This is a genomic window from Rhodococcus sp. IEGM 1370 (genome assembly GCF_033142325.1).
Taxonomy (GTDB): domain Bacteria; phylum Actinomycetota; class Actinomycetes; order Mycobacteriales; family Mycobacteriaceae; genus Rhodococcoides.
Map to the genome: position 1 here is coordinate 547787 of NZ_JAWLRY010000001.1, position 24589 is coordinate 572375.

At 64.6% G+C, this 24589-nt stretch carries 2 protein-coding genes (1 of these 2 only partly in view); both read left to right on the forward strand.

The annotated features are described in order from the left end of the window. A protein-coding gene (locus R4P47_RS02590) for a non-ribosomal peptide synthase/polyketide synthase (RefSeq protein ID WP_317784015.1) crosses the window boundary here: on the forward strand, positions 1–10309 show its 3' portion. Its footprint begins 19889 nt before the window's first position; the window shows 10309 of its 30198 coding nt (coding positions 19890–30198); the start codon falls outside the window, past its left edge; its stop codon occupies positions 10307–10309. Between the two features lie 112 nt (positions 10310–10421). Further along, positions 10422–24353, forward strand: coding sequence for a non-ribosomal peptide synthetase (locus R4P47_RS02595; RefSeq protein WP_317784016.1), 13932 nt, complete (start codon positions 10422–10424; stop codon positions 24351–24353). The last annotated feature ends 236 nt before the right edge of the window (positions 24354–24589 follow it).

Below are 24589 nucleotides of genomic sequence, written 5' to 3' on the forward strand. Positions count from 1 at the left end.
ATTCGATCAGGCGGAATCGATCGAATCGCTCCTCACCAGGCTTCAGGGCGAACAGGCGGACCTACTCGACCATCATTACCTCGGACTGACCGAGGTGCAGCGGGCTGCCGGTACCGGGAACCTTTTCGACACGCTCACAGTGTTCGAGTCCTACCCGGTCGACGAGGCAGGCTTGGCGGCTCAGGCGTCGAACATCGACGGTATGGCCGTGACCGGCGTCGAATCGAACGACAGCACGCACTACCCGTTGACGCTCCTGATCGTGTCGAACGATCGAATTCGGTTGACGCTGAAGTACTTCGAGGATCTTTTCGATCGTGACCACGTGGTCGCGATGTTGGCGCGAGTGGAACGCATCCTGGCGGCTGCGGCGGAGAACCCGAGCAGACGTTCGAGCGAGATCGAACTGGTCGACACCGAGGAACGCGCACGCCTGGTGGACGAGCGGAACGCCACCGCGCACCCGGTGGACGATCGTCTGCTTCTCGACGCCTTCCATGATCAGGTGTGGAGAACACCCGACGCACCGGCTCTGACGTTCGAGGGGCAGACGGTCACGTACCGAGACTTCTCGGCTCGGGTGAACTCGTTGGCGCGCTATCTCGTCGGCCGTGGAGTCGGACCGGACTGCGCGGTTGCCGTCGGGATGCGGAGATCGATCGATCTGTTGGTCGGCATCTACGCGGTGCTCGAAGCAGGAGGTGCGTACGTCCCGCTCGATCCCGAGCAGCCGGCCGACCGCATCGAGTACATCCTCGACACCTCCGACGCGCTCCTCGTGCTGTCCACCGCGAGCGATGGTCTCGCGGGCCACGGCAGCATTCCGTTGGTCGAGATCGACCGGCTCGCGTTGGAGCAGTACTCGGACCGGCCGCTCGACACGGCCGAGCTGACGGCGACGCCGACGACCGACAACGCTGCGTACGTGCTGTTCACCTCCGGATCGACCGGTCGGCCCAAGGGCGTGGCCATCAGTCACCGGGCGATCGTCAACAGGCTCGAGTGGATGCAGGCCCAGTACGGTGTGAACGAGTCGGATGTCGTCGTACAGAAGACACCGGTGACGTTCGACGTGTCCGTCTGGGAATTGTTCTGGCCCATGCGGATCGGCGCGCGCATGGTGATCGCCAAGCCGGACGGGCACCGCGATCCCGCGTATCTGGCGGAGCTGTTCGCCCGTGAGTCCGTGTCCGTGGCGCACTTCGTCCCGTCGATGCTCGGGGTGTTCACCGCCGAACCGGCTGCCGCCACCGCCGAGCGCCTTCGGTGGGTGTTCGCATCGGGCGAAGCTCTGCCGTCCACGACCGCTGCGCGACTGCGTGATCAGCTGCCGACTGCAACGCTCGTCAACCTCTACGGGCCGACCGAGGCTGCGGTCGACGTGACTCATCACGAATACACCGCCGCCGACACCTCGGGCGTGCCGATCGGCCGACCGGTGTGGAACACCCAGGTGTACGTGCTGGACAACGCCCTCCGGCCTTCGCCGGACGGGGCCGAGGGCGAGCTCTACCTCGGCGGTGTGCAGTTGGCACGTGGCTACAGCTCACGTCCCGATCTGACCGCAGACAGGTTCGTGGCCAATCCCTTCGGAATCGGTAGGTTGTACCGCACCGGCGACGTGGTTCGCTGGAACGGATCAGGCGAACTCGAGTACGTCGGGCGCTCGGACTTCCAGGTCAAGCTGCGCGGTCAGCGCATCGAGCTCGGCGAGATCGAAGCAGCGCTGTCGGCGGACCCGTCGGTCGCGCAGGCCGTGGTCGCGGTGCGCCAGGATCGACTCGTCGCCTGGATTGTGCTCTCGACGTTCACCACCACCGAAGCAGTCGCCGATGCGGTCGCCGAACGCCTTCCTGCGTTCATGCTCCCGAGTGCGTTCGTCGTGCTCGACGCTCTGCCGCTGACCGGTTCGGGCAAGCTGGATCGCAAGGCTCTGCCCGAGCCCGCTGTCGAGGCAGCCGAATTCCGCGCGCCGGTCACTCCTGTCGAACAGATCGTGGCGGACGTCTTCGCCGATGTTCTCGGCCTCTCGGTCGTGGGACTCGACGACGACTTCTTCGTGCTCGGCGGCAACTCGCTCCTGGCAACACAGGTCGTGGCTCGACTGAGTGCTGCGCTCGACACGAGCGTGCCGGTTCGTGCCGTGTTCGACGCGTCGACCGTGGGCGCGCTGGCGCGACGGGTACAAACCCACGTCGGCACCGGCCGGCATACAGCGCTGGTTGCGGGCCCACGCCCGGAACGTATTCCGCTCTCCCTTGCGCAGCAGCGGATGTGGTTCCTCAACCGTTTCGACTCCGAGTCCGCGGTCAACAACATCCCGGTGGCAATTCGTTTGAGCGGAGTTCTGGACAGAGCTGCTCTGCACGGTGCCGTGGTCGACGTCGTCGGGCGCCACGAAACGATGCGCACGGTGTACCCGGAGATCGACGGCGTCGGCCATCAGGTCGTAGTGGGCACCGACGAGGTGCCGGTGGATCTGGCACCGACGGTCGTGGCCGAGAACGACGTGCTCCATGCTGTCGTGGAAACGGTCTCTCGCGGGTTCGACGTCACTCGCGAGGTGCCCGTTCGCGTTCGCTTGTTGCAGGTCGGCGAGACCGAACATGTGCTGATACTCGTCGTTCACCACATTGCGGCCGACGGATTCTCGATGGGTCCGTTGACCACGGATGTGATGGTCGCGTATGCAGCCCGGGCTCAGGGCGATGCGCCGGCATGGCAACCGCTCACGGTGCAGTATGCGGACTACACAGTGTGGCAGCGGAGCATTCTCGGCAGTGAGAACGATCCCGATTCGCCTGTGTCGAAACAGCTCTCGTACTGGTCCTCGCAGCTTTCGGGCCTGGCCGATCAGATCGAGCTGCCGTTCGACCATGCTCGCCCCGCGACTGCGAGCTATCGGGGCCGTACCACGCAGTTCACCGTTCCGCCGGAGATTCACACGGCACTGGATCGGATTGCGCGAGAGCAGAATTCGACTCTCTTCATGGTCGTGCACGCGGCTCTGGCCGTGCTGATGGCACGGCTGTCTGCATCGGAAGACATTGCGATCGGTACACCGATCGCAGGGCGAGGTGACGCCGAACTGGACAACCTGGTCGGCATGTTCGTCAACACTCTGGTGCTGCGGACCCAGGTCTCACCGGCCAGCGGATTCGAAGCGTTGCTCGAGCACACACGTGAGGTGGATCTCGAGGCGTTCGCGCACGCCGATGTTCCGTTCGAGCGGCTGGTCGAGATCCTCGATCCCGGTCGGTCGCAGGCCCGGCATCCCCTGGTTCAGGTCGTGTTGGCGTTCCAGAACCTCACCCGCGCTGCGCTCGAACTTCCGGGTCTGACCGTCGAGGAGTTGCAGTTCGACGCCGAGATCGCGAAGTTCGACGTGCAGTTCACTTTCGAGCAGGCGGACGATCACGGTGGACTGACGTGCTACGTCAGCTACGCGACGGATCTGTTCGAGGCGTCGACCGTCGAGACGATGGGCGATCAATTCCTCGCCGTGCTGAACGGGATCGTGGAGAACTCTGCGGTCGCAGTCGGCGACATCACCATCGTGGATCCGCGGTCGCGTGATCTCCTACTGACGCAATGGAATACCTCCGGTTCCGATGTGTCGGTCGGCAACGACACGTTGGTGGATCGTTTCGACTCAGTGGTGGCAGCAGATCCCAACGGTGTGGCATTGCGCTTCGCCGGGACGCAGTTGTCCTACGCAGAGCTCGATCAGCGCGTCAATCGTCTGGCACGGCGTCTGATCGCAGCAGGCGCGCGGTCCGACGCGTTGGTCGCGGTTGCGTTGCCGCGATCCACGGAGCTGGTTGTCGCATTGCTCGCGGTCGTGAAGTCCGGTTCCGCCTACCTGCCGGTCGATCCGTCCTACCCGAGCGATCGCATCGACTTCATGATGTCCGATGCAGCCCCGGTTGCGGTGGTGACGACGGCGACGGTCCTCGACAGCGACTCGATGGCAGCAGTACGGGCGAGCGATGTCGCCGTCGTCGATGCCCTCGATGACGATTCGACCGAGTGGTCGTCGTCTCCGGTGACCGATGCCGAGCGGCCGACAGCTCTCGGTTCGGACAATCTCGCGTACGTCATCTACACCTCGGGCTCGACGGGCAAGCCCAAGGGCGTGCTCGTTCCGCACCACACCGTGCTCCGGTTGATGGACAACACCGAGTCCTCGTTCGGTTTCGGCACCGAGGACGTCTGGACGATGTTCCACTCGTATGCCTTCGACTTCTCGGTGTGGGAGTTGTGGGGACCGCTGCTCCACGGCGGCACGCTGGTGATGGTGGACTACTTCACTTCTCGTTCACCCGAGGCGTTCCGTGAACTTCTGGTGACCGAAGGCGTCACGGTGCTCAACCAGACTCCCTCGGCGTTCTATCAGTTGGCAGAGCTCGACCGGGTGCAGAGCACCGATTCGGGAGACCTGTCGCTTCGGTACGTCATCTTCGGCGGCGAAGCATTGGAACCTCGCCGACTCGAGGGATGGTTCGCACGGCACGGCGACGGTGTCTCCAGCGGTCCGGTGCTGGTGAACATGTACGGCATCACCGAGACCACCGTGCACGTCTCCTACCGTCCGTTGTCTGCGGACTCGATCGGCACGGCCTCGGTGATCGGTGCGCCGATCTCCGGGCTCGGTGTCTACGTTCTGGACACCAGGATGGAGCCGGTGCCGGTGGGCGTCGAGGGTGAGCTGTACGTGTCGGGCGGGCAGTTGGCGCGCGGTTATCTCGGGCGCGCCGATCTGTCCGCCACGCGGTTCGTCGCCAACCCGTTCGGCACGGGCCGGCTCTACCGGACCGGTGATCTTGCTCGGTGGACCGAACGCGTGACGGCTGATTCTGCCGAATCCGGTTCCGGCGAACTGGTCTACCTGGGACGTGCCGACGACCAGGTCAAGGTCCGCGGCTTCCGTATCGAACTCGGCGAGATCGAAGCAGCGGTGTCCACGCAGTCCGGTGTCTCCGCGGCCGCGGTCGTCGTCCGAGAGGACTCACCCGGTGCCGTGCGCCTGGTCGCCTACGTCGTCGGAGCGTCCGACCTCGATCTCGATGCCGTACGCGCAGGAGTGGCAGGCTCGGTTCCTGACTACATGGTGCCGTCGGCGTTCGTGAGGATGGACGAGATACCGCTGACCGTCAACGGGAAGCTCGATCGCAAGGCACTCCCCGAACCGACGGCCATGGCCGTCGAATTCCGGGCACCGACGACGCCTGTCGAAGAGATAGTCGCAGGTGTGTTCGCCGACGTGCTCGGCGTAGCGCGGGTGGGTGTCGACGACGACTTCTTCGCGCTCGGCGGTAACTCGCTGATCGCTACGCAGGTGGTCTCCAGGCTCGGCAGCGCGCTCGATGCGTCCGTTCCCGTACGCCTGCTGTTCGAGGCCTCGTCGGTGGGTGACCTGGCGGCGCGCGTCGAGTCCGCGGTCGGCGGGGGACGCACCGAACTGGTGGCCCGTGAGCGACCGGCGCATGTGCCTCTGTCTCTGGCTCAGCAGCGCATGTGGTTCCTCAACAGGTTCGACACCGAGTCGACGGCGTACAACATTCCGATGGCTCTTCGGTTGTCCGGCGCTCTCGACGAGGACGCGTTCGCGGCGGCCGTCGCCGATCTCGTCGCCCGGCACGAAACGCTCCGTACCGTGTATCCGGAGACGGATTCCGGTCCCGTGCAACAGGTTCTGTCGACCACGCGGGCCGGGATAGCCCTGACGGTGGAGGACTCCACGCCGGAGTCGGTGACGGAGAAGGTCATGGCGCTTGCCGCGACTCGCTTCGACGTGACCACCGAGGTGCCCGTCCGGGCAACGCTCTTCCGGGTTGCGCAGTCCGAGTACGTGATCGCCATGGTCGTGCATCACATCTCGGCCGACGGTTCGTCCATGGTTCCGATGACGACCGACCTGATGACCGCCTACGCGGCTCGGACGAACGGTGTCGAGCCTGCCTGGGCCCCGTTGCCGGTGCAGTACGCCGATTACGCCCTGTGGCAGCGTGAGGTCCTCGGCCGCGAGGACGACCCGACCTCTGTCGGTGCACAGCAGCTCGATCATTGGAAGGCTGCACTCGCGGACCTCCCGGACCAGCTGACCCTGCCCATCGACAGACCGCGGCCTGCCGATCAGAGCTTCCGCGGCGATCGTGTCGAATTCGCAGTGTCGGCTCGTACCCACGCCGCGCTGCAAGAGCTCGCCCGAGCCAACAATGCGACGGTGTTCATGGCGGTCCACGCGGCTTTCTCGGTGCTGCTCGCGCGACTGTCCGGAATGAGCGACATCGCGGTCGGGACGCCGATCGCCGGTCGTGGCGAGGCGGCGCTGGACAACCTCGTCGGAATGTTCGTGAACACTCTCGTGTTCCGACTCGACGTCGACGGCGGGCAGAGTTTCACGGATCTGCTGGCGCAGGCACGCGAAACCGATCTGCGCGCGTTCGCCAACGCGGACGTCCCGTTCGAGCAGCTCGTCGAGGCCCTCAACCCGGCGCGCTCGACCGCACGGCACCCGTTGTTCCAGGTCGGCTTCTCGTTCCAGAACGTGGCCCGTTCCTCGCTCGAACTCGGCGATCTGACAGTGACTGCCGTGGATGCGGATTCGGGTAATTCGCAGTTCGACCTTCATCTGATCCTCGCCGATCATTACGACTCGGCAGGTGCCCCGGCCGGTTTCGAGGCACTGATGACGTACGCGACGGACCTTTTCGACCGGACGACGGTGGAGAACATCGTGGCTCGATTCGTCAAGCTCCTCGATGCTGTTGTCGCGGAACCGGAGTCGGCCGTCGGAGACATCTCGATCCTCGACGACGCCGAACGCCTGACGTTGGTGTCGGAATGGAACCGAACCGACCACGACATCGATGTCGACGCCACCCTCGTCGATCTCTTCGACGCTCAGGTGCGCCGTGACCCGAACGCCACAGCGCTCGAATACGAGGGAACATCGCTGACATACGGCGAATTCGCCGGCCGGGTGCACCGAGTCGCGCGAGCGTTGATCGAACGCGGAGTGGGCCCGGAGTCTCTGGTGGGCCTGGCGATTCGACGTTCTGTCGATCTGCTCGTCGGCATGTACGCCATCGTCGAGGCCGGCGGTGCTTACGTACCACTCGATCCCGACCAGCCGGTGGATAGAACCGAATACATTCTCGACATCGCTCGACCAGTGTTGGTGATCAGCACGGGTGAACCGGTGTCAGCGGGCGCAGTGGACCTGGCGGAGTTGGAGAACGCCGTCGTCGACGGCTCGCCCATCGGTGCCCTCGAGCGACGCACCCCACTGCGAGCTGCAGACACCGCGTACGTGATCTTCACGTCGGGATCGACCGGCAAGCCCAAGGGCGTCGCCGTGTCGCACGGTTCGATCGTGAACCAATTGCTCTGGAAGCACGCGGAATTCGGCATGAACGAGTCGGATTCGGTGCTCCTCAAGACCGTCGCCACCTTCGACCTGTCCGTGTGGGAGTTCTGGTCGGCCCTGACCGTCGGTGCGAGGGTTGTCATCGCGACAGCAGACGGCCATCGCGATCCCGACTACCTGTTGGGTGTGTTGCGTGATCGTGCGATCACGACACTGCACGTCGTACCGTCCATGCTGTCGATGCTGGGCACTGTCGCCGACGGTGCGCTGTCGCCGAGCCTGCGTCGAGTGCTGGCGATCGGCGAAGCGCTGCCCGCGTCGACCGCACGCGAGTTCCTGACGAACAATTCTGCGGATCTGTTCAACCTGTACGGCCCCACCGAGGCAGCTGTCTCGGTGACCTCGCATCCGGTCGTCGACGTCGCCGCTGCGTCGGTGCCGATCGGTCGACCACAATGGAACACACAGGTCTTCGTACTCGATGCACGCTTGCGGCCGGTGCCGGTAGGTGTGAGCGGTGAGCTGTATCTGGCGGGCGCTCAGTTGGCACACGGTTACTACGCACGGGCGGATCTGACGGCCGATCGATTCGTGGCCCTGCCGTTCTCCGACGGCGATCGAATGTACCGAACCGGCGACATCGTCAAGTGGACCGAGAACGGCGAACTCGACTATGTCGAGCGAGCCGACTTCCAGGTCAAGCTCCGCGGCTTCCGCATCGAACTCGGTGAGATCGAGTCGGCTCTGCGTGATCTGGACACCGTGCGCGACGCTGCGGTTCTCGTATTCACCGACGCGCGTATCGGCGACCGATTGGTGGCGTACGTCGTCGGCACCGAGGCCGACACCGAGTTCGATACGGCAGCGGCCGCTGCGGCGCTCGCCGCGGTTCTGCCGTCGTACATGGTCCCGTCGGCCTTCGTGGTTCTGAATGCTCTGCCGCTCAACACGAACGGGAAGCTCGATCGCAAGGCGTTGCCGGCTCCCGAGGTGGCGGTCGGCGAATTCCAGGCTCCGACGAATCCGGTCGAAGAGGTGGTGGCCGGCACACTGGCAGAGCTACTCGGCCTCGATCGTGTCGGTCGCACGGACGACTTCTTCGATCTCGGCGGCAACTCGTTGATCGCCACCCAGGTCGTGTCGAGGCTCGGAGCTGCGCTCGACACCCAGATACCGGTGCGGACGATATTCGACGCGTCGAACGTGGCCGCCCTGGCCGCGCTGATACAGCCGCTCGTGGGCGGCGGAGCTCGCATCGCGTTGACTGCTCGTGAACGTCCGCCGTTGGTGCCGCTGTCGCTTGCTCAGCAGCGCATGTGGACCATCAACCAGGTCGACACCGAGTCGGCGGCCTACAACATCCCGGTCGCGATCAGACTGACCGGCGCATTGAATGTCGCTGCGTTCGCAGCAGCGCTCGACGATGTTGTCGAGCGCCACGAGGTGTTGCGCACGATGTACCCGGATTCCGATGCCGGACCGATCCAACAGATCGGGCGGGTACCGGCGATACTGCGCAATCCGGTGCCGGTCCAGGTGACCGAGACCGAGGTGTTCGATCGGGTCGGCGAAATACTCGGCGGCGGCTTCGATGTGACCGTCGAAGTTCCGGTGCGCGCGGCACTGTTCGCTCTGTCGGACAACGATCACGTGTTCGCCCTCGTTGCGCACCACATCACGGCCGACGGATTCTCGATGCGCCCGTTGATCCGTGACGTGATGTCGGCCTACATCGCGAGAGCCGAAGGGGATGCTCCGCAGTGGGCTCCGTTGCCGGTGCAGTACGCGGACTTCAGTGTGTGGCAACGAGAAGTGCTCGGCAGCGAGGACGATCCGGACAGTGCTCTGTCGACTCAGCTGGCCTATTGGAAGCGGCAGCTGGCCGGTGTTCCGGATCTGCTCCCGCTCCCGACGGACCACCCGAGGCCGGCTCGGCAGTCGACGATCGGTGAAGCGTACGAATTCGCCTTCGGGACGGATCTGGCTCAGCGCGTGGAGAAGACGGCTCGCGAGCACAACGCGACGGTCTTCATGGTGGTGCACAGCGCGCTCGCGGTGTTGCTCGCTCGGTTGAGTGGCACCGACGACATCGCCATCGGCACTCCCACTGCCGGCCGAGGTGAAGAATCGCTCGACGATCTGGTCGGCATGTTCGTCAACACGCTCGTGCTTCGCACCTCCGTCGAGGGTGGAATGACGTTCGCCGACCTCATCGCCCGTACCAAGGACACCGATCTGGCGGCGTTCGGGCACGCGGACGTGCCGTTCGAGCGACTTGTCGAAGCCATGGGCAAGTCCAGGTCAAGTGCCTACTCACCGCTGTTCCAGGTGATGCTGACCTTCCAGAACGCGGTGAGCGGCACGTTCGCATTGCCAGGGCTCGAGGTGACGGCACTGGCCGCAGACGAGGACCAAGCGAAGTTCGATCTGCAGCTGACCGCTGTCGAGCAGTTCGACGACACCGGTTCTCTGCAGGATGTGCGCGCCCTGTTCAACTACGCGACGTCGATCTTCACTCGATCCACCGTCGAGACGTTCGCCGCGAGATTCCTCCGCATTCTCGATTCGGTGACCACCGATCCGTCGGTGTCGCTACGAGCGATCGACATCCTGTCCGAGGCGGAAAGAGCGGACTTCGCGCCGAAGAAGACGCCGAGGACGATCAACGATCTGCCGGGACTGGTGAGTGCTGCAGCGGCGGTGGATCCGGCGGCGGTGGTGCTACGCCACGAGGACACCGATGTCACGTTCGAGATGTTGAGCACCAAGCTCGATGCAGTGTCGAAGGCGATGGGTGCCACGCTCAAACCGGAAGCCCTGATCACGGTTGCACTTTCGCAACTCGTACCGGGCATCTTGCCCGCACTCGGTGCCGCCGGTTACGCGGCAGCAGTGACGTCCATGATCGAGGCAGCGGAATCGGTGGCCGGTCGCTGACAGCGTCACGACCGGTCACGCGCCCCAGAACAGGGGGACGTCCGTCGTCGTCGGTACCGCCAGGGATACTTGGATCGGTAGTAACAAGAGCGTCGTTTGGGAGGAAAAGTACATGGTGTCTGGTGGGTCCGGTTCGCACTCGACGGCGATCGAAGATCTACCGGAGATCGTTGCGAGGGTCGCCGAGAGCGACGTCGAAAGAATTGCCGTCACTCTGGGGACCGTCGCAGTCGGTTACGGAGATCTACACCGTGAACTGACAGATCTCGATGCAGCGATGGGAGGTGTCCTCGGAGCGGATGCACTCGTACCGCTCGCATTGTCTGCGCTCGCACCGGGTGCCGTCGACACCGCGGAAGGCGGCCTGCAGTCGATCGTCGACACCATCGGTATCGACGCCCGCGAGCTACTCGGCGACATGGTGCCGTCTTCGGCTGCGATGGCGGACACGTTGCCCTCCCGGTTCAGAGCGCAGGTCGAATCGACTCCGGATGCGGTAGCCGTGGTGTTCGAGGGCGTCACACTGACGTACGCCGAATTCGACGCGCGCGTGAACACACTGGCGCGTCGACTCGTCGAGCTCGGTGTCGGCCCCGACGTCAGAGTCGGTCTGTCGATGTCGCGATCGGTGGATCTGCTGGTGTCGATGTACGCGATCGTCGAAGCAGGCGGTGCATACGTCCCTCTCGATCCCGCTCATCCGGCGGATCGAATCGCCTACGTCCTCGACATCGCCGAGCCCGCTCTGGTGGTCACCACCACCGCCGATCGAAGTGTGCACGCGGGTCGAGTTCCCGAGCTGATCGTCGACACCGAGGATCTGTCGGGATACGCGGCGGCACCGTTGGCGGCGGACGAGCGGCCACTCGGTGCCGTGCGTCCGGACAACACCGCGTACGTGATCTTCACGTCGGGATCGACCGGACGCCCGAAGGGGGTTGCGGTCTCGCACGCGGCAATCGTCGCGAATCTGGATTGGCGGCAGCGGGACTACCCGTTGACCCCCGCCGACGTGGTTCTGCAGAAGACCCCGTTCACGTTCGACGTATCGGTGTGGGAGTTCTTCTGGCCACTGCAGAGCGGGGCCTCGATTGTCGTCGCCGCCCCGGACGGTCACCGCGATCCGAAATACATCGCGGACGCCATGGTCTCGCACGGAGTGACGACTGCGCATTTCGTACCGTCGATGCTCGCAGTGTTCCTCGGGCAGTTCGAAACGTCGAGCAACCGCACCGATCGCATTCCGAGCCTGCGGCAGGTCTTCGCGTCCGGTGAAGCGTTGCCGGCAGGATCTGCGGCCCGCTTCCATACACTTTTCGACGCCGAGCTGCACAACCTCTACGGGCCGACCGAGGCTGCAGTGGACGTCACCTATCACCGCACCGACGGCCACGACGTCGTGTCGGTTCCTATCGGTGTTGCCGTGCCGAACACCGAATTGCACGTACTCGACGAGGGCCTGAATCGGACTCCTCCCGGTGTTCCCGGCGAGCTCTACCTCGCCGGAGTTCAACTTGCGCGCGGTTACCTCGGTCGCCCCGACCTCACTGCGGATCGTTTTGTCGCCGATGTACACGGAACTCGAGGTGCGCGCATGTATCGCACCGGGGACCTCGTTCGACGGCGAGCCGACGGTGCGCTCGAGTATCTGGGGCGGACGGACTTCCAAGTGAAACTGCGGGGGCTGCGCATCGAGCTCGGTGAGATCGAAGCCGCCTTGTCGGCGCAGGACGACGTTCGGCAGGCCACGGTGATCGTTCTGTCGGACGACTCCGAGACCGGGGTGGACGATCGACTCGTCGCCTACGTCGTCACGACGTCGGGTCGAGCCGACGCCGACGTGCTTGCAGCGGTGATACGTGGTCGACTACCCGATTACATGGTGCCCGCGGTGTTCGTGGCGCTCGACGAGTTCCCCGTGAACGCAAGCGGAAAGCTCGATCGCGCAGCGCTGCCGAAGCCCGATACCGCCGCACTCACGGCCGAGTATCGGGCACCGGCAACCGATGTCGAGCGGGCCCTGGTGTCGGTACTCGAGGATGTTCTCGGGGTCGAACGGTTCGGGGTCGACGATGATTTCTTCGTCCTCGGCGGAAACTCGCTGAGTGCAACTCGGGCCATTGCCCGGGTCAACGCCGACTTGAAGGTGAAGGTCGACGTTCGCGGATTCTTCGACTCGCCGACCGTCGCGGGACTCGCGGTGCTGGTCGAGGAGGCGCGGTCCTCCGGTGTGGGCGTGCGTGCACCACTCACCAGACGAGAGCGTCCCGATCAGGTGCCGCTGTCTCTGGCGCAGCAACGGATGTGGTTCCTCAACCGGTTGGATCCCGACTCGGCGGTCGACAACATCCCCGTCGCGATCCGGCTGTCCGGTGTCGTGGACAAGGACTCACTTGCTGCGGCCGTCGACGATGTCGTCGACAGGCACGAAGCCCTGCGCACCATGTACCCCGAGGCAGGGGGCATCGGCCATCAGGTGGTCTGCGATTCGGCCGATGCAATTCCACGGCTCGAGGTCGATGTCGTGGACGAGGCCGACGTGTACGAACGTGTGGTCGAGATGGTCTCCCGCGGGTTCGACGTGACTGCCGAAGTGCCGGTGCGGCTGCGACTTCTCGAGGTGTCCGAGACCGAGCACATCGTGGTGGTGGTCGCCCATCACATTGCAGCAGACGGCTTTTCGATGGCTCCACTGACGAGAGACATCGTGTCCGCGTACGTTGCGCGCAGCGCCGGTACTTCGCCCGAATGGACCCCACTCGAGGTGCAGTACGCAGACTTCGCGCTGTGGCAACGAGAAATTCTGGGTTCCGAGGACGACCCGGCCTCGTTGATCTCTGCCCAGGAACACTTCTGGACCGAAGCGCTCGCCGACGCGCCCGAGCAACTGGACCTGCCCTCCGACAGGCGTCGCCCGGCCGTGGCTTCGGGCCGCGGTGCCACCTACTCGGTCGTCGTTGATGCCGCCACGAGGGCCCGGATCGACGCGCTCGCCTCGCGCCACAGCGCGACGTCGTTCATGGTCGTGCATGCGGCCCTGTCGGTGCTGCTGGCGCGACTGTCGGGTACCGACGATGTCGTCGTCGGTACCCCGGTGGCCGGGCGCGGCGAGCAGGTACTCGACGATCTCGTCGGCATGTTCGTCAATACCCTCGTGTTGCGCGCCCGGGTGAACCCGCGAGAACGGTTCACCGATCTCGTTGCGGCGGTGCGGCGTACGGACCTCGACGCCTTCGGTAATGCCGACGTACCCTTCGAGCGCCTGGTGGAGGTGCTCGAACCGACCAGGTCGCGAGCCCGGCATCCGCTGTTCCAGGTGCTGCTCGTATTCCAGAACCTCGAAACCTCCACGCTCGAGCTTCCTGGCCTGACGGTGTCCGGGGTCGAATTCGATTCGGCCGTAGCCAAACTGGATCTTCAGATCACGGTGTCCGAACGGGGCTCCGGTCCAGAGACCGAGTGGGCGCTCGACTTCACCTACGCCACCGATCTTTTCGACGAGGGCACGATCGCCGCGCTGGCATCTCGCTTCTCGACCGTGCTCGATGCGGTCGGACAGCAACCCGACATCTCGGTCGGCGAGATCGAGATCGTGACACCGGAAGAACGTGTACTCGTACTCGACACCTGGAACGCGACCGAACAGCAGGTCGACGATCGCGTCCTGCTCGATGCCTTCCATCGCACGGCCCGTCGGATACCCGATGGTGTGGCGTTGTCGTACGAGGATCAGAAGCTGACCTTCGCTGAATTCTCCTCTCGGGTAACGGTCCTCGCGCGGTATCTGATCGAGCTCGGTGTCGGTCCGGATGTCCTGACTGCCGTGGCAATTCCCCGATCGGTCGACATGGTGGTCGCGCTGTATGCGGTCGTGGAGGCCGGTGGTGGTTATGTGCCCATCGACCCGGATCAGCCCGCCGAACGGAACGAGTACATCCTCGAGGCCTCGGCCGCCCCGTTGGTGCTGACCACGTCGACCGGTACTTTCTCACCGGTCGATCGACAGACGGTAGAGATCGACAGGGTCGACCTGGCGGGGTACACCGACGGTGCCGTCTCCGACGTCGAGCGGCTCACGCCGCTGCATTCGGATCATGTTGCCTACGTGATCTTCACCTCCGGGTCGACCGGTCGTCCCAAAGGCGTGGCTGTCTCGCATCGGGCCGTCGTCAATCAGATCTCGTGGATCGTCTCGGAGTTCGGTCTCGGCGATCACGACGTGATTCTGCACAAGACACCGTTCACGTTCGATGTGTCGATCTGGGAGCTCTTCGGAGCGCCGGCATCCGGTGCACAGCTGGTGCTCGCCCGCCCGGACGGCCACCGGGATGCTGCTTACCTCGCCGAGATCGTCGAGGCGAAGCGCATCACCGCGACGTCGTTCGTCCCGTCGATGGTGCCTGCGTTCAGCACCGAGATCTCGGCGCGCGACGCGTCGACCCTGAGACTGGTGCAGCTGGCGGGTGAGGCACTACCGGCGTCGACTGTCCAGGCACTCGCCCGGGCGACGGAGGCGCAGATTCACAACCTCTACGGTCCGACCGAGTTCACCGTCCACGCCACGAGCAGAGCTGTCTCCGGCGTCGACGGACGGAACCTCTCGGACACGACCGCCCCGATGGGTTCGCCCGTGTGGAACACCTCGGCGTATGTCCTCGACGCCGGCCTGCAGCCGGTGCCGGTCGGCGTCGCAGGTGAGCTGTATCTGGCAGGTGTGCAAAATGCACGCGGTTACCACGGCAGGCCGGGGCTCACCGCCGAACGTTTCGTCGCCGACCCCTATCGAGGCGGAAGACTGTATCGAACAGGCGACGTGGTGCGGTGGAACGCCGCAGGCGAGCTGGAGTACATCGGGCGTTCGGACTTTCAGGTCAAGCTACGAGGCCTGCGCATCGAACTCGGGGAGATCGAGACGATCGCCCGGACCGTCTCGACTGTGGCCGACGCTGTGGCTGCGGTCGGACAGGACCGCCTGGTGCTGTACGTCGTTGCGGTCGACACCGCGACGATCGACACGGGTGAGTTGCGGAGCGCGCTGGGGAGGGAGCTGCCCTCCTACATGGTGCCTGCGGTGTACGTCGTGTTGGACGAGCTTCCGACCAATGCTGCCGGAAAGCTCGATCGCGCCGCCCTCCCCGAACCCGAACTCGACGTGCGTGCTTTCCGTGCGCCATCGACTCCGATCGAGGAAATCGTGGCTCGCGTGTTCGAGGACGTACTCGGTACCCCGCGGGTGGGTGCGGACGACGATTTCTTCGCATTGGGCGGTAACTCTCTCGTCGCCACTCAGGTCGTGTCTCGGCTCGGGGCAGAGCTCGACGCGGCCGTGCCCGTTCGGTTGCTGTTCGAGGTGTCCACGGTGTCGGCATTGGCGGTACGGATCGAGTCCGAGGTCGGCCGCGGTGCCCGTCTTGCACTCGAACGGCGGGTCAGACCCGAACGGGTTCCGTTGTCGATGGCGCAGCAGCGTATGTGGTTTCTCAATCGACTCGAACCCGATTCGGCCGCCAACAACATCCCGATCGCAATTCGGTTGTCGGGACTGCTGGACCGCCGGGCGCTGCAGGTTGCCGTCGCCGACGTACTCGCGCGGCACGAGTCGCTTCGAACCGTGTACCCCGAGATCGACGGTGTCGGGTACCAGGAAGTGGTGTCGACAGCGTCCGTCGTCCCCGATCTGGCACCGATCCCCGTCGATCAGGAGCAGCTTGCGTCTTCCATCGAGGAGATCGTTCTCGCCGGCTTCGATGTCGCCGATCGGGCCCCGTTCAGAGCCGTTCTCTTCGAGGTGTCCTCCACCGAGCACGTTCTGGTTCTCGTTGTGCACCACATTGCCGCCGACGGGTATTCTCTCGGACCGCTCACTCGAGATGTGGTTCGTGCCTACACTGCTCGAGCAACCGGCCTCGATCTCGCGTGGGAACCCCTGCCGGTTCAGTACGCCGACTACACATTGTGGCAACGCGACGTTCTCGGATCGGAGTACGATCCCGAGTCGATCATCGCTGCCCAGAAGTCGTTCTGGCGCAACACCCTTGCCGGTCTGCCGGAGCAACTGAACCTGCCTTTCGATCGTCCTCGTCCCGCAGTGGCGAGCAATCGAGGGCGCACCCACCGATTCGAGATATCGCCCGCCGTTCGGCGTGCCGTCGAAGATGTTGCAGCGCAACGTCGCTCGACGCCGTTCATGGTTGTTCATGCCGCGACGGCCGTGCTGTTGGCGCAGTTGTCCGGAACCGACGACATCGCGATCGGAGCACCTATCGCCGGTCGCGGCGAGCCGGCGCTGGACGACATGATCGGAATGTTCGTCAACACTCTCGTTCTCCGGACGCAGGTCAGCCCTTCGGCGACGTTCGAGGAGATCCTCGCCGGTGTCCGGGAGGGCGACCTGGCCGCGTTCGCCAACGCGGACATACCGTTCGAGCGGCTGGTGGAGATCCTCGACCCGGCCCGTTCCACAGCACGACACCCTCTTTTTCAGGTCGCTCTGTTCTTCCAGAATCTGGGAACCGCCGAGCTCGAGCTGCCCGACCTGAGTGTGTCGGCCGTGGACTTCGATGCAGGTATTGCGAAGTTCGATCTGCAGATCGCCGTGATGGACACCGCGGAGGGCGACGGGTGGACCGTCGAATTCGTCTACGCAACAGATCTGTTCGACGCATCCGGTGTGGATGCGCTCCAGACTCGCTTGCTCCGTGTTCTCGGCGCGGTGACGGCTGACCCCGAGGTGGTCGTCGGTGACATAGGGCTGAGCACCGAGCCCGAGGTCGACCGGCTCGTGTCGGGATGGAATGCAACCGATCACGAGCTCCCCGACGCGGGCTTGCTCGACGGATTCGCCGCGATCGCAGCGGAACATCCGGACTCGACTGCCCTTCGTTACGAGGGTGATTCGTTGACGTACGGCGATTTCGCCGCACGCGTGAACGATCTCGCTCATGTCCTGGCAGCGGCCGGAGCCGGACCGGAAACGCTCGTGGCACTTGCTGTTCGACGGTCCATCGATCTGGTCGTCGCGATGTACGCGGTGCTCCGTGCCGGTGCGGGGTTCGTTCCCGTCGACCCGGACCACCCGCTGGAGCGGATCGGCTACGTTCTCGACGCAGCCGAACCGGTCTGTGTGGTGACCCGATCCGGTGACGAATTCGTCCCGCCCGGCACCGTTCCGGTGGTCGACGTTCATGCCGTTCCCGACGCCGCGGAGGCCTCGGTTGCGCTTCGGTCCCCGGTCTCTGCCGAATCGGTTGCGTACGTGATCTTCACGTCCGGCTCGACCGGCAAGCCGAAGGGCGTTGCGGTCGGCCATCGCGCGATCGTCAACCAGATGGAATGGATGCAGTCCCAGTACCCGCTCGGTTCGACGGATGTCTACCTGCAGAAGACCGCAACCACCTTCGACGTCTCGCTGTGGGGGTTCTTCCTGCCGTTGCGGGTCGGCGCGACACTCGTACTCGCGACGCCGGACGGGCACCGCGACCCGGGGTATCTCTCCGACATCATTGCCCGACACTCGGTGACCGTGACGGACTTCGTTCCCACGATGCTGTCGGTTTTCGCAGCGGCGGTGTCGCGCTCCGCACTCCGGACCTTGCGGGACGTCTTCGTCATCGGTGAGGCGCTGTCGGCGGACGCTGTGCGCGAGTTCTCCCGCGTCTCGCAGGCGCGGGTACACAACTTGTACGGTCCTACCGAGGCGGCGGTGTCGATCACCTATGCGGACGTGACCGACGTTCCTGCAGGTGCTGCCGTCACCATCGGGGTTCCCGAGTGGAACTCGGCGGCATACGTGCTCAATTCACGGTTGGCTCCCGTTCCCGTCGGTGTCCCGGGGGAGCTGTACCTTGCGGGGGTCCAGCTGGCTCGCGGATATCACGGTCGTGTCGATCTGACGGCCGAGCGATTCGTCGCGAACCCGTTCGTCTCGGGTGCGGTCTCGGCGAGTAGCCGCATGTACCGCACCGGAGATCTCGTCACCCGACGCAGGGACGGGAGTCTCGACTACATCGGACGCACCGATTTCCAGGTCAAGTTTCGAGGCCAGCGGATCGAGCTCGGCGAGATCGAGGCGGCGCTGCTTGCGCACCCCACGGTCGGACTTGCAGCGGTGCAGGTGGTCTCGACCGATGCGGGCGATCAACTCGTCGGCTATGTGGTGCCGTCGCCGGCGATGAACATCGACGTCGATCAGGTACGGGCAAGCGTGGCAGACACACTGCCGCGGTACATGATTCCGGCCGCCATGATGATCCTGGAGGAGTTTCCGCTCAATACCTCCGGCAAGCTCGATCGAAAGTCGTTGCCCGCACCCGAATTCGCCACCGTCGAGTTCCGAGCCCCGTCCAACCCGATCGAGGAGATCGTTGCCGGGGTGTTCGCCGACGTGCTCGGAATCGACCGGATCGGACTGGACGACGACTTCTTCGCGCTCGGTGGCAACTCACTCGTCGCCACGCAGTTGGTGTCGCGTCTCGGTGCCGCTCTCGACTCTCGGGTGGCGGTTCGAACGTTGTTCGAGGCGTCGACGGTTCAGGCGCTCGCGGCTCGTGTCGAGTCGAACACCGGTGGTCGGGTAGCTCTGACCGCACTGCCGCGCCCGGATCGGATTCCGTTGTCGATGGCGCAACAGCGAATGTGGTTCCTCAACAGGCTGGAGCCGGAATCTGCAGTGAACAACATTCCCGCAGCAGTTCGGCTGAGCGGGACGATCGATGTCTCGGCGCTCACCGCGGCCATCGACGACGTCGTGGCGCGGCACGAGATTCTGCGGACCGTGTACCCGGAATCGGCGGGCACAGGAATTCAGGTGATCCTTCCGGTGGATGCCGGACGGGTGGATTTCGAGATGCGTTCGATCGATGAGTCGGAGGTGTTCGCCGCCGTCGTATCCATCGTCACGGAGGGATTCGATGTCACCCGGGTCAGCCCGGTGCGTATTCGCCTGCTCGAGATCGGCGACCGCGAACACATACTGGTGGTGATCGCGCATCACATTGCCGCAGACGGCTTCTCGATGAATCCACTGATGCGGGACGTGGTGACTGCCTATGTGGCGCGTGCAGGAGGCGACGCCCCCCAGTGGACACCGCTCGCGGTTCAGTACGCCGACTACACGTTGTGGCAACGTCAGGTGCTCGGTTCCTCGGACGATCCGGGTTCCTTGATCAGCACGCAGGAAAGTTACTGGAGGAGCGCCCTCTCCGGGCTGCCCGAGGTATTGGAGCTACCGACCGACCGTGCTCGACCATCGGTTGCGAGTGGTCGCGGTGGTTCGCACACGATCGTGCTGGACGAGCAGACCTCGGCCGCGATCGACCGGCTGGCTGCGCAGCGTGGAAGTACGGCGTTCATGGTGGTGCATGCTGCGTTGGCGGTGTTGTTGTCGCGGTTGTCGGGCAGTGCCGATGTGGTGGTGGGTACTCCGGTGGCGGGGCGTGGTGAGGCTGTTCTCGATGATGTGATCGGGATGTTCGTCAACACGTTGGTGTTGCGTACGGCGGTGGATGGTTCGTCGAGTTTCGACGAGGTGTTGGCGGGTGTGCGTGAGGTGGATCTGTCTGCTTTTGCGCATGCGGATGTGCCGTTCGAGCGGGTGGTCGAGGTGGTCGATCCGCCGCGGCTGCAGGGTGTGCATCCTCTGGTGCAGGTGTTGCTCACGTTCGCCAACTTCGAGTCGTCGTCGTTCGAGATTCCCGGGCTGACCGCTTCGCCAGTGGATTTCGATTCCGCGGTGGCAAAGATGGATTTGCAGGTCACGGTGGGCGAACCGCATCTCGGCGCCGATGGAACACGGGGCCGAAGCGTCGAGTTCGTCTACGCGACAGACCTTTTCGAGCCCGAAACGGTGGCACGGTTGGGCCGTCAGTTCGCCGATGTCCTCGATGTGGTGACGAAGGATTCGACGGTGCCGGTCGGGGATATCGACTTGCTCGCGCCGACCGAACTCGCATGGTTGGTCGACGAGATCAACGCCACCGAGCATGCCGTCGACTCCTCGGCGACCCTGGTATCGATGTTCGACGCGCAGGTGGCCGAGTCGCCGGACGCCGTCGCGCTCAGATTCGACGGTGAATCGCTGACGTACCGTGAATTCGACGCTCGCGCCAACCGGTTGGCCCGGTATCTGGTCGCGGAGGGCGTCGGGCCCGAGGTGTGCGTTGCCGTGGCGATGCAGCGTTCGGTTGACTTGATGGTCGCGCTGTACGCGGTGATCAAAGCGGGCGGTGCGTACGTTCCTCTCGATCCGGAGCAACCGGCCGACCGCATCCGATACATAGTCGAGACTTCCAACGCGGCTCTGGCGCTGTCGACCTCGAACGACGCATTCCCGTCGGCGGTGGTCAGCCCAGTCCTGGTCGACGGTCTGATTCTCGACTCGTTCTCCGACGCCCCGTTGTCGGACAAGGATCGAGTGAGCTCGCTGACGGCGGACAACGGCGCATACGTGCTGTTCACCTCGGGATCGACCGGTAAACCCAAGGGCGTGACCATCGATCACCGGGCAATCGTCAATCGGCTGGTCTGGATGCAGGACAAGTACCCGATCTCCGAGTCGGATGTGGTTGCGCAGAAGACACCGGTGACGTTCGACGTGTCGGTATGGGAGCTGTTCTGGCCGCTTCAGGTCGGTGCGACGTTGGCCGTAGCGGTACCCGACGGGCATCGCGACCCGGCGTACCTGGCACAGTTCTTTGCTTCCGAGCGAGTCACCGTCACCCACTTCGTGCCCTCGATGCTGGCGGTGTTCGGAGCCGAGCCCACCGCCGCAAGAGCCGAAACACTGCGCCTGCTCTTCGCTTCCGGTGAGGCGCTTGCCGCATCCACTGCGCGGAATGTGCAACGGGCGCTTCCCTCGGTGCGGGTGATCAACCTCTACGGTCCGACCGAGGCCGCCGTCGATGTCACCTTCCACGAGTTCACCGATGCCGACACCGCAGGCGTACCGATCGGTGTGCCGGTGTTCAACACTCAGGTGTACGTACTCGACACCAGGCTGCGTCCGGTAGCGGTGGGTGCGGTCGGCGAGTTGTATCTCGGCGGTGAACAGTTGGCTCGTGGCTACGCGGCCAGACCCGACCTCACGTCGGATCGATTCGTCGCCGATCCGTATTCGGACACCGGCAGCCGCCTGTATCGCACCGGTGACCTCGTGCGATGGACGTCGGACGGTGAGATCGAGTACATAGGTCGGGCAGACTTCCAGGTGAAGCTGCGAGGCTTGCGTATCGAGCTGGGCGAGGTAGAAAACGCAATTCTCGGGAGTGAGTCCGTCTCTCGCGCAGTGGTTCTCGTTCGAGACGATCGACTGGTCGGGTACGTGGTCCCGAACACGGGTGCGGTCGTCGACGTCGAGTCGCTCGAGCGCTCACTGTCGGATGCTCTTCCTGCGTACATGGTTCCGTCCGCGTTCGTCGTGCTCGACGAATTGCCCCTCGGCTCGGCAGGAAAACTGGATCGTAGAGCGCTGCCGGATCCAGTGCTCGTCGCACGTGATTTCCGCGAACCCTCCTCGGAGACCGAACGCATCGTGGCTGCTGTGTTCGCCGACGTACTGGGGCTCACGAGGGTCGGGCTCGACGATGACTTCTTCGAGTTGGGCGGTAATTCTCTGGTCGCCACTCAGGTCGTCGCCAGAGCCGGTGGCGCGGTGGACGCGTCCATTCCGGTCCGTTTGCTGTTCGACGCCTCGACGGTGGCGGCATTCTCGAGCGCGGTAGCGGGTCTGGCCGGTACCGGTGGCAGACCGCCGTTGGTCGCGGTCGAGCGACCGGAGCGAATTCCACTCTCGCTGGCCCAGCAACGAATGTGGGTGCTCAACAACATCGATCCCGAGTCGGGTGCATACAACATCCCGCTTGCTGTTCGGCTCAGCGGTGAACTGGACGTGGATGCGTTACGAAGTGCCGTGACCGACGTGGTGGCGCGCCACGAGTCACTGCGCACGATGTACCCGTCCGATGCCGAGGGACCCGAGCAACGGATTCTCACCGCAGCTCAGGTTCCGTCGGATCTCGTTCCGAAGCTCGTCGACGGTCCGGAGGCTGCACGTCGGGAGGTCGCTGCCCTTGTGCTCGGAGGCTTCGACGTCACCGCCGGGGTACCCGTCCGAATGGGGCTGGTCCAGCTGTCGCCGACCGAACACGTGTTGGCTCTCGTCGTGCACCACATCTCCGCCGACGGCGCGTCCATCGCGCCCCTCGCGCGCGACGTCATGGTTGCGTACTCGGCGAGAAGTCGGGGAGAGCGGCCGGAGTGGACCGATCTTCCCGTGCAGTACGCGGACTTCGCTCTGTGGCAGCGTCGCGTGCTCGGTACCGTCGAAGAAGCGGGTTCGATCGCCTCGGAACAGTTGGCCTACTGGACCGAGACGCTGGCGGGCGCACCGGACCTGGTGGAACTTCCCACCGATCGACCTCGGCCATCGACACAGTCGATGCAGGGTGGTTCGGTCGATTTCCGGTTGGACTCGACGTCGCATGCGGGATTGGTCGAGTTCGCTCGAGATCGCGGTACGTCGTTGTTCATGATCGTGCACGCAAGTCTGGCGATTCTGCTGGGCCGGCTCAGTGGCAGCAGCGACATCGTCGTCGGCACACCCGTCGCAGGGCGAGGGGCCGAAGAACTCGACGAACTCGTCGGAATGTTCGTGAACACGCTGGCGCTGCGAACCGAGGTCGATTTCGGAGGGACGTTCTCCGGCCTCGTCGACGACGTGCGTGCACAGGACCTGGGTGCGTTCGGTCATCCGGACCTGCCGTTCGAGAGCATCGTCGACGCCCTCCTGCCGGTACGGTCGCAGGCTCGTCATCCGATCTTCCAGGTGGCTCTGTCGTTCCAGAATCTCGAACGCGTCCGACTGGAGCTTCCTGGATTGACCGTGGAAGCACTCGACGTCGACGAACTGGGGGCGAAATTCGATCTGCAGTTCACGATCGAAGAGCGCACCGACGGCAGCGGCCGCGCGGCCGGGTTGTTCGGATCCCTGCTCTATGCGCGCGACCTCTTCGACGAGTCGACGGCGCACGCTTTTGCAGACAGGTTGGTTCTCATCCTGCGGACGGTCGCAGCCGATCCGTACGTGATCGTCGGCGACATCGACATCACCTCCGAACAAGAACGGCAGGACAACGCGATCCGCGTCGCGGCGAACACCGCCGATACTCGTGCGACACGATCGGCAGGGGATCGACTGCTGCCGCAGGTCTTCGGTTCGGTTGTCGAACTGGACCCGGAAGCACCCGCCATCGCGGACGACGGCGAGGAGCTGAGCTACCTCCACATCGAAGGCAGATCGGCGCGTCTGGCGCGCATCCTGATAGACCGGGGCATCGGTCCGGGGGACCGGGTCGTCGTTGCGCTGCCGGTCTCTGCCGACTGGGCCGTTGCGGTTCTGGCGATCGCGAGCGCGGGCGCAGCCGTCGTTCTGTCGCCGGTGCACACGGAAGTGCCCAGCCTGGTTCGAGAATCGCAGGCCGTGGCAGTCCTGGGTACGAGCGACAGTGCAGTCTCGGCGGACGTGCTGTCGATTGCGATCGACGATCCGGCAACACTCGATGCCATCGCCGCCGCGTCGGCCCGTCCGATCGAGTACTCCTCGCGTACCCGACTGCTCGGTGGCGACGATCCGGCCGTCGTGCTGGCGGTAGAGGGCGAGAGCACGAGCCTGACTCACGAGGAAGTGGTCGCGAGGGTCACGAGCGCGGTCGACAGGCTCGGGATCACAGTCGAGTCGCGGGTTCTCGCCGCGCCCGATGCCGGCGACGTGTGGCAGCTTTTCTCTCTGCTGGCGTGCGTCGTCGCCGGTGGTACGTGGGTGGTGCCGGTACCAGAGAGCGACGGCACGATCCTCGACACCATCTTGGACGAATGGGTGACACACGCCGTGGTGGACAGTGCCTCGACCTCGAGTCTGCGAGGTGAGGAGTTCGAGGATCTCGAGGCGATCATTGTGACCGACGGCAAGTCCGGCGAGGCAGATTCGGTTGCACCGACCGACGTGTCGGTCTTCGCGGACGAGTATCCATTCGACGGGCCACGCCCTTGATGTGACCCGCGCGTCGGGAGCGGGTGGCGCTCGATCGGCCGGAACCGGGCGGTAACGTTGGGTGGGCTCGCAGCGGTAGACAGTTCGAGTTCTGTCGCACGCGGGAGACCTGTTCCTCGGTCTGTGCTGTCGACTGCGCCGAGCGCTCCGTGACCGGCTGGTCGAGCCGATCCGTCGGCCCGACCACGACCGCAAGGTCGGGTACCGAACAGAGGAGCAACCGAGGAAGTGCTTCA

What these genes read in the sequence shown, in the direction of transcription:
- R4P47_RS02595 (WP_317784016.1), top strand. Translation starts at nt 10,422, where the DNA reads ATGGTGTCTGGTGGGTCCGGTTCGCACTCGACGGCGATCGAAGATCTA.